At 48.5% G+C, this 12371-nt stretch carries 10 protein-coding genes and 1 pseudogene; 6 read left to right on the forward strand and 5 right to left on the reverse strand.

Features of this window, described 5'->3' with window-relative positions; translation table 11 throughout:
* Positions 1–16 precede the first annotated feature (16 nt).
* Positions 17–865: an RNA methyltransferase gene (locus EML15_RS06540; protein WP_144274930.1), complete on the forward strand. Its 849-nt coding sequence runs from the start codon at positions 17–19 to the stop codon at positions 863–865.
* Here the strand turns inward: EML15_RS06540 and EML15_RS06545 are convergent.
* The 3 genes from EML15_RS06545 to serC all read right to left on the reverse strand — a co-directional run bounded on the left by EML15_RS06545 (position 862) and on the right by serC (position 4171).
* A complete protein-coding gene (locus EML15_RS06545) occupies positions 862–1818 on the reverse strand; it encodes a hypothetical protein (protein ID WP_185967205.1) in 957 nt (318 codons plus the stop codon). The genes EML15_RS06540 and EML15_RS06545 overlap by 4 nt on opposite strands.
* Before the next feature lie 18 nt (positions 1819–1836).
* Positions 1837–2940, reverse strand: coding sequence for a septation protein SepH (sepH, locus tag EML15_RS06550; protein ID WP_144274210.1), 1104 nt, complete (start codon positions 2938–2940; stop codon positions 1837–1839).
* A 100-nt stretch (positions 2941–3040) separates the two neighbouring features.
* A complete protein-coding gene (gene serC / locus EML15_RS06555; protein ID WP_144274212.1) occupies positions 3041–4171 on the reverse strand; it encodes a phosphoserine transaminase in 1131 nt (376 codons plus the stop codon).
* Between the two features lie 564 nt (positions 4172–4735).
* On the opposite strand from serC, the gene EML15_RS06560 reads away from it, so the two are divergent.
* Positions 4736–6028, forward strand: a complete 1293-nt coding sequence (locus tag EML15_RS06560; protein ID WP_144274214.1) for a citrate synthase — start codon at positions 4736–4738, stop codon at positions 6026–6028.
* A 190-nt stretch (positions 6029–6218) separates the two neighbouring features.
* Entirely contained in the window at positions 6219–6581 is a 363-nt protein-coding gene (locus EML15_RS06565; protein ID WP_144274216.1) for an FKBP-type peptidyl-prolyl cis-trans isomerase, read from the forward strand.
* Positions 6582–6648: 67 nt separating this feature from the next.
* On the opposite strand, the gene EML15_RS06570 is transcribed toward EML15_RS06565, so the two are convergent.
* The gene (locus EML15_RS06570) at positions 6649–8187 is read right to left on the reverse strand and encodes a carboxyl transferase domain-containing protein (RefSeq protein WP_144274218.1); all 1539 of its coding nucleotides are present in this window, start codon (positions 8185–8187) and stop codon (positions 6649–6651) included.
* Positions 8188–8267: 80 nt separating this feature from the next.
* On the opposite strand from EML15_RS06570, the gene EML15_RS06575 reads away from it, so the two are divergent.
* The 3 genes from EML15_RS06575 to EML15_RS06585 all read left to right on the forward strand — a co-directional run bounded on the left by EML15_RS06575 (position 8268) and on the right by EML15_RS06585 (position 11342).
* Complete coding sequence (locus tag EML15_RS06575; protein ID WP_144274220.1) at positions 8268–9095, forward strand: enoyl-CoA hydratase; 828 nt, start codon at positions 8268–8270, stop codon at positions 9093–9095.
* A 255-nt stretch (positions 9096–9350) separates the two neighbouring features.
* Positions 9351–9695 (forward strand): DUF485 domain-containing protein, encoded by a 345-nt coding sequence (locus EML15_RS06580; protein ID WP_168195025.1) that lies wholly within the window; start codon positions 9351–9353, stop codon positions 9693–9695.
* A gap of 3 nt (positions 9696–9698) precedes the next feature.
* Entirely contained in the window at positions 9699–11342 is a 1644-nt protein-coding gene (locus EML15_RS06585) for a cation/acetate symporter ActP (RefSeq protein WP_144274222.1), read from the forward strand.
* A 78-nt stretch (positions 11343–11420) separates the two neighbouring features.
* Here the strand turns inward: EML15_RS06585 and EML15_RS06590 are convergent.
* Positions 11421–12161: pseudogene (locus tag EML15_RS06590) on the reverse strand (DUF1906 domain-containing protein); the annotation flags it as partial.
* Positions 12162–12371 lie beyond the last annotated feature (210 nt).

A 12371-nucleotide genomic window follows, 5' to 3' on the forward strand; every position in this document is an offset into this window, starting at 1 on the left:
GCTACCTAGCGTGCAAATGAGCCATGTGAGTGATCCTGAGGATTCGCGCCTAGATGATTTTCGGAATCTCAATCACTCCGATAATCGACCAGATCTTCCCGACGGGAAAGGACTCATCATTGCTGAAGGACCACTGGTGGTGGAGCGGCTGCTCTTTTCCCGTTTCCCAGTACGCGCCCTCATTGGTTTTCCCAGCAAGCTCGATTCTTTTCTAGAACACGCACATATTCGAGAATATCTTAGTCAGCACAACATCGCTGTGCATAGTCTGGAACGGCACACATTGGCACAGGTTGCTGGGTTTGATATGCACCGAGGGTTACTGGCAAGTGCGCAACGTGTACCCGAATTAGCACCGGAAAAAATTATCTCCCAAGCACGCACCGTGGTTGTGTTAGAAGGTGTGGGGGATCATGAAAATATCGGGGCGATTTTCCGCAATGCAGCAGGCATGGATATTGACGCGGTATTCTTTGGCAATGGTTGCGCAGATCCGCTTTATCGACGCGTGGTGCGGGTATCAATGGGACACGTACTGCGCACTCCCTTTAGCAGCTTTCCTGGAAAGCGTTTTGGTTGGCAAACTCACTTAGCGCAACTTCGCGACGCAGGTTTTCACTTGGTGGCACTCACACCTGATCATCAAGCAGTACACATAGCCGATGCCATTGTAGATGCACAGGGTAAACCATATGACAAAGTGGCATTTATTGTTGGTGCAGAAGGACCTGGTTTAACCGGGAAAACTATGCGTGCGGCAGATGTTAAGGCGTGTATTCCTATGGCAGGTGGTACTGATTCACTTAACGTAGCTACCGCTGCTGCCATTGCTTTTTATGAGCGTCAGCGTAGTTTACGCACCTAAGAGCTAGGGGTTGTGGTATCGCCTTCATCGGGGGTTAGCTCTGGTGCGGAGTTATGATCCGAACTGCTCCGGTCAAGGTGTTTGAGTTTATTCTTAAGCCTTCCCACTAATTGTTTTGCTTTGCCGGCATAATGTTTGGCGTTACGCCCTACGCGTTGTGCAGCAGCTAAAGACGCGACTGCTAATTGAGTAAATTCATCACCAGTAGAACTAGAAGTATCGTCGGATGGGGTATAGTCCTGAGCTGACTCTTGGTCTGTGTCTGCTTCGGCGCGTAGATGCGTTGGAGTGGTGTGTGGCGGAGTGGTGTGCGCAATTTTTGGTTCTGGGCGACCGTCTACGGCATAAGCAACGATATTGATGTCGTCGCCTGAGTGTGGATCAAAACCTAACCACTGTTGTTCAGCTTCATGCACTAAATCAATTGGTACAAAGGGCAGTGCAATTCCGCCTTGCTGTTCGGCTCGTTCACCTGCCCAAAAAGGAGTCTCAAAGGATTCAGGAACGCCGAGATCCTCATGAACTCTATCGCGTCGGGCACAGAAACTGCGTCGAAGTTGTCCACCTGACCAATGGGCAAAGCCACCTAATCCGGTGTCTGTATCTATGGAAAAGGCATAGACATCTGCGGCAGGCAGTGAGGTCAATAGGGCAGGGTCTAATTTTGATAGTTGCTCGTGATTCTCAATGACGGTTTGCACGATGGAAATGCCGGGGAAACCAGCGATGTAGAATTCACCTACTGAGGCAGTGGCTGAACGATTTAGTGCAAATTGCCCAATGAAAGTGATCGGAAATTGTGGGTTGAGCTGTGCTAAGTATTTGCGCCCAAAACCTCGATCAGCCTTAGGACACGTGGCAATGACTTTTTTCGGATCAGCAGTTGTAACAAACCACAAGGTCACCACACCTTGTGATATGTATTCTTCGTGATTACCTGAAAAATCAGTCATGAGTTTGCTTCCTAGTAATTATTTTCGGGGGCGCTTGGTGTTTGCTCGAACTCCGAGTAATACGTCTTCCCAATGTGGAGTTACTGCTTTCCGACGACGTTTCGTTGCAGGCTTAGTATCAGGGTGCTGCAAAAACTCACCGCTTTGCATTTCCACTGTGTCTGCAGTGCTAGCGGAGGCTTTGTCTTGGTTTTTTGGGTTGCTATCGCTAGAAACCACAGGAATATCGTCACGAGTGCGTTGTGTGGCAGGCACATCATTTTCTGCTGCGGAATCTTCGTCGGTAGTAGAAGAGATGGGAAGTGGGCTTAAGGTACGTACTGGTCGGGCAAGATCAGGGTCGGTAAGATCAGCTGCCATTCTGTTGCGTGCCACAGCGGTAGCGCTGCTCATGCCGTGGCGCAGATAGGACCATTCAGCACTATTTTCACTCAATCCTGCTTTCCAACTTACCTTTACAACCCATTGACCAGCACTGTCGCGGTAGGCATCCCAGGTGCAGGTGCTTAAATCAACATCTCGAGCGGCAAAAGCGGTAGCGAGTATTTCCCAAAGAGTTAAGGTAGCTGGACCATCGTCGCGTACAGGATGAGCTTGTTTTGCCATCTCTGCAATGCGCGCGCGTTCTAAGAGCACAGGATGTGCGTAGGGTTCAATGCGAGAAACGGTGACATCATTTTCTTCAGCGACTTGCTCAATAGTTGCACCCTGGCGAATGCGATCTTGAATTTCCCGTGGACGCATTTTTAATGGAGTGGAAAGGCGTGGATCTACCTCGCGTTGTGGTCGGGTATTTGAGCCTGTTGATGATTGAGTTGGGGTTGCAGCAGTAGAGTCAGACTGTGTGGATACTGCCGTGGCATATCCTTGTGGAACATTGTGTTCAGCCTCGGTTGCTGCTCCAGCATCGGTAGCAGCAGCGGGAGTTTCGTGTGATTCGACGGGGGTGTTTTTCTCTGGATTACGTGCAGTATCAGTGGTGGCTGTGTCACTGAGGAGAATATCGCGGAGGGAATCATCGACTGCGAAGAAGAACTGCTCTGTGGTGTCTGTGTCGTTTTTTACGCTAAAGACCAGAGAAGATCTTGTTGATTCCTCACTAATGAGGACGAGTTCTCGCATATATTCTCCTTAGGAAATACAAAAAGTGCTTGCTATCACTCTAACGTAAAGGTAGAGCTGGTGCAGCAAGCACTGTGTTTATTGGCTTAAAAAATCTTATTTATTTTTTGGCGTATTCTCCATCGAGTACAAAATCAAGGGCTTGAGTGAGCTTTTCGACGTCCACGGTATCAATTGCTGGGAACATACCAATACGCAACTGATTGCGTCCGAGCTTGCGATAAGGCTCAATATCGACAATGCCATTTGCGCGTAGTATTTTTGCAAGCAATGCAGCATCAATTGTTTCATCAAAATCAATAGTTCCCACTACTAAGGAACGCTTTGCTGGATCACTGACAAAAGGTGTTGTTTCAGCTCGTTGCTCGGCCCAAGAATAAAGTGCCTGAGCATTAGCGCGAGTGCGCTCAACCATTCCAGATAGGCCACCATGTTCGTTCATCCATGCGATCTGATTATCTAGCATGAGTAAAGAAGCCACAGCAGGGGTATTGTATGTTTGATCCTTGCGTGAATTTTCTACAGCGGTTTGTAGATTAAGGAATGCGGGAATGAACCGATCGGATCTATTGATTTTTTCAATACGCTCGAGTGCTGCCGGGCTAAAGGCCGCCAACCATAGTCCTCCGTCGGAGGCGAAGCATTTTTGCGGCGAGAAATAATAGGCATCTGCGTCGCTCATGGTTACTGGAAGACCACCGGCACCTGAAGTGGCATCAATAACGATAAGGGCACCTTCTGACCCTGTTGGTCGAGTAACTTCCACCATAGCGCCGGTAGAGGTTTCATTATGTGCCCATGCCAGGACATCGCACCCTGCTAGTGCAGTTGGTTCTGGAGCGTCCCCGGGAGCTGCTTGGATGATGGTTGGGTCATCGAGCCAAGGGGCGTTTTGTGCGGCTTTGGCAAATTTTGCTGAGAACTCACCAAAACTTAGGTGACCTGATTTTTTCTCTATCAGTCCGAAAGTAGCAGCGTCCCAAAAAGCGGTAGCGCCACCGAGGGAAAGGACAATTTCATATCCCTCAGGTAGCTGAAAAAAGTCGTTGAGTCCTTCTCTAATACTGCGTACGACATTTTTTACTGCTGGTTGGCGATGCGAGGTGCCCATAATATGAGTGGAACCCTCGACGATTGCCTGAATCTGTGCGGAGCGCACTTTAGAAGGACCGCAGCCAAAGCGTGGATCTGCGGGAAGTAGCTGGCTGGGCAAGGTGGGGTAGGTGCTCATAGTGTTCTGCTTTCCTGTCTGGAGGGGGTTCAATTTTTTCTTTTTTGATGATGTGTTAAGTCTAGAACTAGAGATAGTCGATAGCGAAAAGTATGGGATAGTTATGCATAAATACTGAACCGTTGTGACCATATCGGGGGTATTGCTTGGGGTAGTAAGGCTGTCAGAGAAGAACGGGATAAAGCCACGGGAACTCTTGTAGTTTGTGTCACATTTTCTGCTATACTGTGCGATAAGTCTGTGACTATTTGTTCGCGATATTTCTCATAATTAAAGGTCAAGGCTTTGGATCTGGTTCCAAGTAAGACCAGAAGAAAATATGCTCCGTCGGCAAGCGGTCATGGATATAACTTCATATTTTTCTTCGCATCGCACTGTGTGCACCATGTGTGCAGTGCCAGAAAGGGGTGAGTATTCTTATGAACTAGCCCTAATTTTAATCTGGTGAGAAAATAGGAAAAGTGCCTCAATATGTAAATGCGTGAATGCATATGTATTGCATACATTGTGTGTTGTTGAGGCGGATAACTTCGTTAGTTAAAAAACTGAACTGAAAGGGAAGTCATGGCTACAGAGAACCAAGACAAAGCTGTTCTTCACTATCCTGGTGGCGAGTATGAGATGCCAATCATCAAATCCACAGAAGGTTATGATGGAGTAGCTCTTGGCAATATGCTTGCAGAAACCGGTCTTGTTACATTCGACCCAGGCTATGTAAGCACTGGTTCAGCAGAATCAAAGATTACTTTCATCGACGGTGATGCTGGTATTTTGCGCCACCGTGGCTATGACATCGCTGACCTTGCTAAGAACGCAACCTTTAATGAGGTTTCTTACCTACTTATCAAGGGTCATCTACCTACCACTGATGAGCTCCGCGCGTTCAATGAGGAAATTCGCCACCACACCTTGCTCGATGAAGATTTTAAGGCGCAATTTAGCATTTTCCCACGTAATGCTCACCCAATGAGTGTATTGGCGTCGTCAGTCAATATCCTTTCCACCTACTACCAAGATCAACTTAACCCACTAGACGAAGAGCAGCTTGACAAAGCAACAGTACGTCTCTTGGCGAAGGTGCCAATGTTGGCAGCTTATGCATACCGCGCTTCTAAGGGTGCGCCGTTCATGTACCCAGACAATGCACTCAATGCACGTGAGAACTTCTTGCGCATGATGTTCGGTTACCCAACCGAGGACTATGAAGTAGATCCAGTTGTGTCCAAGGCACTCGATAAGCTATTGATTTTGCACGCTGACCACGAGCAGAACTGTTCTACTTCCACTGTTCGTATGATTGGTTCTGCACAGGCAAATATGTTTGTTGCTATTGCCGGTGGTATCAATGCGTTGTCTGGTCCGCTTCACGGTGGTGCAAACCAGGCAGTGCTAGAGATGCTTGAAGAAATCAAGGCTAATGGTGGCGATGCTACTGACTTCATGACTCGCGTGAAGAATAAAGAAAAGGGTGTTCGCCTCATGGGATTCGGACACCGTGTGTACAAGAACTATGATCCACGTGCAGCAATCGTCAAAGAAACCGCACATGAGATTCTTGAGCACCTCGGTGGCGATGAGTTGCTTGATCTTGCACTCAACCTAGAGGAAATTGCGCTTAACGACGACTACTTCGTTTCTCGTAAGCTCTATCCAAATGTGGACTTCTACACTGGTTTGATTTACCGCGCTATGGGCTTCCCAACCGATTTCTTCACTGTATTGTTTGCAATTGGACGTCTACCAGGTTGGATTGCTCAGTACCGTGAGCAGCTTACTATGACCACAAAGATTAACCGTCCGCGCCAGATTTACACCGGCGAGGCATTGCGACCTGTTACCCCTCGTGAACAGCGCTAATACGGTATCACTGATTAGTTGATTTGTGTCATTAATCTCTAATTTTTAGGGTTGCCTTGGTAGTCCGAGCATATCTTTTCCCTCTAAAATGGTAAAGGTACGCTCGGACTTTTGTTTTTTTATACCTCAAAATGATTAAATAATCGTCCGAATTTTCGTGAAAAACATACAGCAAGGAGTTGTGTGACGTATGGAAAAGCCGCATATTGATAAACCTGAAGGTCCAGCACCAGAAGATATCGTTATCTACGATATCGTTGAAGGAGATGGTCCAGAGGCTCAACCTGGTGGCTTGGTAGAAGTGCACTATGTTGGTGTGGACTATGAAACCGGTGAAGAATTTGATTCTTCATGGGATCGTGGTCAAAGTATTGAATTTCCTTTAGCAGGTCTTATCGCTGGTTGGCAAGAGGGCATCCCTGGTATGAAGGTTGGCGGACGTCGCCAGCTTATCATTCCACCAGAGGCGGCATACGGTCCAGCAGGTGGCGGTCATCGCTTATCTGGTCGTACGCTCATTTTCGTTATTGATCTTCTAGGCGTTGGCGCATAGAGCAGGGCGTCGGTCGTTAAAGTAACCCATGAAAGGTGCAGCTACATTGGCTGCACCTTTAGCCTCTTTAGCGAGTAGCTAAAATATCCTCAACGAGTTTCTCGTAGCGGGCAAAACGCGCGCTGCGACCAACGCGTTGAGGATTTTCTTTAAGCATTTGGAGACAATCACGTAGGTGCTGCAGAACCATTTGTGCAAAAGTATGTATCTCATCTGAACCATAATGTTCGCAATCTGGTTCCGGAATAATCTCGTCAACGATGCCATGCTTATAGAGCGCCTGTGCCACAACGTGCTGCTCATCCATCATCTCAGGAGCATGGGTGCTATCGCGGTACACAATAGCTGATGCACCCTCAGGCGGGAGCGGACTAAGCCAGCCATTGCTCATGCTCAGCGTACGATCAGCAGGTAATAGTGCAAGTGCACCACCGCCACAGCCCTGACCGAGAATAAGTGAAATAGTAGGCACATCTGCACTGACAAGATCGCCAAGGGTGGCAGCAATGCAGCGCGCAATTCCAGATTCTTCGGCACTAGCAGATAGCTCAGCACCTGGAGTATCTACAACAGTAATAATCGGTAGATTGAGCTGCTTGGCTAAAGCAATGCCGCGCCTGGCGCATTGCAGAGCTGCTGAATCTAATTCAGTGTGTGCGTGAGGGGGCTGAGCATGACGATCTTGAGCAATGATAACGACGCATTGATCATCAATTCTGCTCAGCAGTACGCGGATAGCAGGAGAGGTGAGTCCGCTTTCGGTTCCGGAAAGAGCAATGATATTGTCGTCGCCAAGTGCTGCGAGTATCTGGCTGATTCCTGGTCTGTCGGTACGTCGAGTAGCACTGATTGCTGCCCAGGCATCTTTTGGTGGTGTGCTCTGCATCGGTGTGTAATGATGAGGTGTGGAAGAATGTGTTGTGGTGTTTTCTTGAGAGCCAAGAACAATCGTGGCAATTTTTTTAATCGAAAAGCGCAGTTCAGAAGGGGAAATAACACCGTCGATAATGCCTTTATTTGCTAGATTCTCTGCTGTTTGCACTCCTTCTGGCAAGGACTTGCCAGTAACTGCTTCGACAGCACGCGGTCCTAAGAAACCGAGTAGCGCGCCAGGCTGGGCAAAAGTGAAATGCCCTGCAGCTCCCCACGATGCCATAACACCACCTGTGGTGGGGTGGCGTAGATAGACTAAATAAGGCAAATGAGCATCCTTGTGTTTATAGATTGCTGCCGTAATGGATACCATGAGCACAAAGGCAGGGGTTCCTTCTTGCATACGAGTACCACCAGAGCTAGGCGAGATCAGCAGCGGCAGTTTTTCTGCAGTGGCACGGTGAATAGCGTCAATAATGCGTTGCGCGGTGGCAGCCCCGACGGATCCGCCCAGGAAATCAAACTCACTCAGCACTAGAGAGACGCGTTGTCCAAACACTGTGCCTTCGCCTGTGATAACTGCTTCGTCATAACCGGTTTTTTCCTGAGCTTTTTCTAAAGAGTGAGCATAGCTTTCTGATATGCGACCATGCCGTACTGGCGTGGACCAGGAAATAAAGGAGTTTGGGTCTAGTACATCATTTATTAAGTCTTGGGCACGTGTGTGGTTCATAGTAATGACTGTAATGCCCATGAACGGAAAAGTTTTCGTTTTTGGCAGCGATTTTCCTGATAACAGTGTTCAATGGAAATATGACTGAAACGCTACCGCACACTTTTGCTCATGACCAATATGCTGACCAATATGTTCGAGTTGAACAAAAAGGAAAAATTTTGCTCATCACTCTTGATCGTGATGAACAACGTAATGCCTTGAATGCACAGATGTGTCAGTGCATTGCTAACACTATTGAACGCGCCGGGGTGCGCGCACAGGAAGATGACTCCATAAGGCTTGTGGTGATTCGTGGCGCCGGGAAAGCATTTTGTGCTGGGGCAGATTTGGGATCGACCAAAGAGCAAGCCGCGACGAACAGCGGTGGTGTATATGGTGGAGGATTCCATGATGCTTTGTGGGCTATGTTGCGTGCTTGTGTCAATGCGCCGATTCCTGTTGTGGCAGATATTCATGGTCCCGCTGTTGGGGCTGGCAGTCAGCTGGCACTTGCTTGTGATGTGCGTATCGTGGGGCAGCGGGCATGGTTTAAGGTTCCTGCTACTGAACTGGGTTTTGCTTTAGATGCTTGGACGATTAATCGTGCGCGCGAGTTACTTGGTGGGGCTGTGGCTCGTAATATGTTGCTCGCTGCTACCACAATAAGTGCGCAGCAAGCAGTGGAAAGTGGTTTTGCTCTTGCTCAAGCCAGTGAGGAAGAAGCATGGGGGATCGTCGAAAAGCTCAGTGAACTTGCTCCGTTGGCGGTGGCGCAGCTTAAAGGAGTGCTGAATGCGGGCGATAGTTCTTATGCTTTCGACGCCAACCAACAGGAAAAATACCAGCAATGTTGGGATAGCGCTGATGCTGCTGAGGCGAAGGCTGCGCGTAAAGAAAAACGAGCACCAGTTTTTGAGCGACGCTAAGTGCCCACGAAGGGGACAGGGGGCTAGGGGGTGGATTTGGTGCGAAGTTTGTGCAGCTAAAGTGGGTGAATGGGGGTAGGGGGCATTATTTTAAGTGGACATAACGCATTACGTCTTTGTAAAAATTTGTGAGGCAGGTAACTTTCTATAAGGTGAACGTGCTGTATGACATTTTTGAGCAAAAGTTCATCACGTCAAAGTGCATAGTGTGCACGCCTAGTCTTTCCATTATGTCCGCAAAAGAGAGGATCTGATATGAGTGCTGCTGCACCAGACCCTACGCAACGTCATCAGCCCACGGCGCAAGAGTTCCGTGAGATGCAGACAAGTAAAGAGTTTGTTGATCTTAAGAAAACATTTCGAGCATTTGCGTTCCCTATGGCAATCGCATCTTTCCTTTGGTATGTGTGCTATGTGCTGACCGCAACCTTTGCATCGGATTTTATGGCGACACCAGTGTTTGGAACGGTAAATATCGGTTTCATCTTTGGTTGGGCACAATTCCTTACCACATTCATCATTACGTGGATCTACATCAAGTTTGCTAATAAGAATCTCGAACCGCGTGCTGCGATAATTCGTCAGAAGATGGAAGGCTAAGACATGATGACTACCTATCTTGCCGCAGGATCCTCTGCAAGTAACCCCATTCTTAACATTTGTGTATTTTTGGCATTCATCGTGGTCACGATGACAGTTGTGCTTCGGGTCGGAAAGAGCACAAAAGAAGCCTCTGATTTCTATACCGGCGGTGGAAGTTTCTCCGGTCGTCAAAACGGTTTGGCTATCGCAGGTGATTACCTTTCTGCTGCCTCTTTCCTTGGTATCGTTGGCGCAATTGCGATCAATGGTTACGACGGCTTCTTGTACCTCATTGGCTTCTTCGTGGCATGGATTGCCGCATTGCTTTTGGTGGCTGAACCATTGCGCAATGTGGGCCGGTTTACTATGGCTGATGTGCTTTCATTCCGCCTAAAGCAAAAACCAGTGCGTGTTGCTGCAGCTTTTGGTACTTTGTTCGTTTCTTTGTTCTATCTCATTGCCCAAATGGCTGGTGCCGGTGCATTGGTTGCGGTGCTCCTTGACCTCCACGGACGTCTTGCGCAATCCATTGTTGTTGCTGTGGTCGGTATTATCATGATTCTCTATGTGCTCATCGGTGGTATGAAGGGAACCACATATGTGCAGATGATTAAGGCGGTCTTGCTTGTTGGCGGTGCTTTAATCATGACTGTTCTTGTGTTTGTCATGGTAAAAGGTGGCTTCTCTTCACTATTAGATAAGGCTGTTATGACGCATAGTGCTTCGGAATACCTTGCGCATAAAGGCTATGAGGCATCTCAGATTCTTGAACCTGGTCTGAAGTACGGTAAGACTCTCACCACCAAGATTGACTTTATCTCTTTGGGTATTTCCTTGGTGCTTGGTACTGCTGGTTTGCCACACGTGCTCATGCGGTTTTACACCGTGCCTACTGCTAAAGAGGCGCGTCGTTCAGTAACGTGGGCAATCGGAATCATCGGTGCGTTCTACCTTATGACTTTGGTTCTTGGTTATGGTGCGGCTGCTTTGGTTGGTCCGGATCGCATTTTGGCAGCACCTGGTGGGGCAAATTCTGCGGCACCATTGCTTGCTCTTGAGCTTGCTGGTCCAATTTTCATGGCGGCGATTTCGGCAGTAGCTTTTGCGACGGTACTGGCCGTGGTTGCAGGTCTGGCGATTACTGCTTCTGCTTCAGTTGCGCATGATATTTATGACGCAGTGATTCGTGATGGTAAGTCTAGCGAGGAAGAGCAGGTTCGTGTTTCTCGGATCACAGTTATTGTGGTCGGTATCGCCTCGATTATTCTTGGCATTTTGGCGATGGAACAAAATGTTGCATTCCTAGTATCGCTGGCGTTTGCGATCGCTGCTTCCGCAAACTTGCCGACGATCCTCTACTCCCTTTACTGGAAGCGCTTTAATACCTTGGGGGCGGTAAGTTCTATCTATGCTGGTTTAGGGTCTGCGCTTGTTCTTATTTTTTTCTCGCCAGCAGTGTCGGGTGCGGAAACATCCATGTTCCCTCATGTTGATTTTGCGTGGTTCCCACTCACTAGCCCTGGTTTAGTGTCTATCCCATTAGCATTCATCGCGGGTTATATCGGTACTCTCGTTGGAAAACCAGATAACCTCGACGATCTACAAGCTGAGATGGAAGTACGGTCACTCACCGGTGTCGGTGTGGAGGCGCCAGTAGATCACTAAGCTGTAGATATCGCTAAAACCCCAGTTCCTGTGTTGAACTGGGGTTTGTTGATGCTAAGGGCGGATTGGGAGTTAAACCGGTAACCACTGACCCCAATCTTTGGCATAGACATTGTTGACATCTACAATAACGCCACCAACATTGCGCTGATAGCCAGCTACTTGATGGATGGTGACTCGAGGGTGAATAAGCCCACGAGAACCCCAATCATGTTGCCAGAAGAAACTGCCAAGACCATCGCGAATAGCCCAATCGATAGTGTTGTAATTTCCGTAGATCCCCAGTTGATAATTTGATTGTGCCAATAGCACATTAAATTGCTGCAAATAAGGACGGATGAGTGTGGTGTATTGTTCTCTGCTCGGGTTGTCGTCGATAGCGACGTAGATGGGGCGGTGCAGCGGACCACCTGCTTTGTGGTGAAAATCGATTGCTTGTGGAGCGTGTATAAGTGCGCCGGCTGCACCTGATTTCCAGTCTGCAGTCGCCTCTTTGCCGAATTGGTAAACCGAAGCGGTGGCTAGACCGAGGGCTGCATTGTTTTTGGTTTCGGTTAGGGTAACGGGTTTGCCGAGCATCCATGATTCAGTGCCGGGACGACGACCAGAAACATAACGAACCGTACCACTATGGCCAGCCGCTTTGATGGCTTGTGCGTCTGGTACTCCAGCCGCAAAGTCAATGACAGTGCCCAGGATTTTACCTGGCGCTTGTGCCTGTGCATGAACGCGGGGCGACGTTGCGGCTAATGCTGCGCTGCTGCCAAGAGTAAAAGCCGATGCTTTGAGGAAACCTCGGCGATTAAGGTGCGGGGACATAAAGACTCCTATGCTTCGATAATCTGGTGGTGGGCGATTACTTGAATGCCACAGAACATCAACAGTCACGTTAGTCTCATTGGTTATGTATTGCCACTTTGGTTGTTTTGGAGGTGGGGATGGCGAAGATGCGTTCTGGCATATCTGGCGATTATATGGTTATGATGAGTGTGCTTTTAGGTTTTTCTCAGCTTTGTGTGGTTGAGGGGA

This window comes from Corynebacterium sp. sy017, assembly GCF_017918135.1.
In the GTDB taxonomy this organism is placed as follows: domain Bacteria; phylum Actinomycetota; class Actinomycetes; order Mycobacteriales; family Mycobacteriaceae; genus Corynebacterium.

Excerpts from the sequence above, each read along its gene's own strand:
- EML15_RS06540 (WP_144274930.1), top strand. The coding sequence starts at position 17 with ATGAGCCATGTGAGTGATCCTGAGGATTCGCGCCTAGATGATTTTCGG.
- EML15_RS06545 (WP_185967205.1), bottom strand. The coding sequence starts at position 1,818 with ATGACTGATTTTTCAGGTAATCACGAAGAATACATATCACAAGGTGTG.
- sepH (WP_144274210.1), bottom strand. The coding sequence starts at position 2,940 with ATGCGAGAACTCGTCCTCATTAGTGAGGAATCAACAAGATCTTCTCTG.
- serC (WP_144274212.1), bottom strand. The coding sequence starts at position 4,171 with ATGAGCACCTACCCCACCTTGCCCAGCCAGCTACTTCCCGCAGATCCA.
- EML15_RS06560 (WP_144274214.1), top strand. The coding sequence starts at position 4,736 with ATGGCTACAGAGAACCAAGACAAAGCTGTTCTTCACTATCCTGGTGGC.
- EML15_RS06565 (WP_144274216.1), top strand. The coding sequence starts at position 6,219 with ATGGAAAAGCCGCATATTGATAAACCTGAAGGTCCAGCACCAGAAGAT.
- EML15_RS06570 (WP_144274218.1), bottom strand. The coding sequence starts at position 8,187 with ATGAACCACACACGTGCCCAAGACTTAATAAATGATGTACTAGACCCA.
- EML15_RS06575 (WP_144274220.1), top strand. The coding sequence starts at position 8,268 with ATGACTGAAACGCTACCGCACACTTTTGCTCATGACCAATATGCTGAC.
- EML15_RS06580 (WP_168195025.1), top strand. The coding sequence starts at position 9,351 with ATGAGTGCTGCTGCACCAGACCCTACGCAACGTCATCAGCCCACGGCG.
- EML15_RS06585 (WP_144274222.1), top strand. The coding sequence starts at position 9,699 with ATGATGACTACCTATCTTGCCGCAGGATCCTCTGCAAGTAACCCCATT.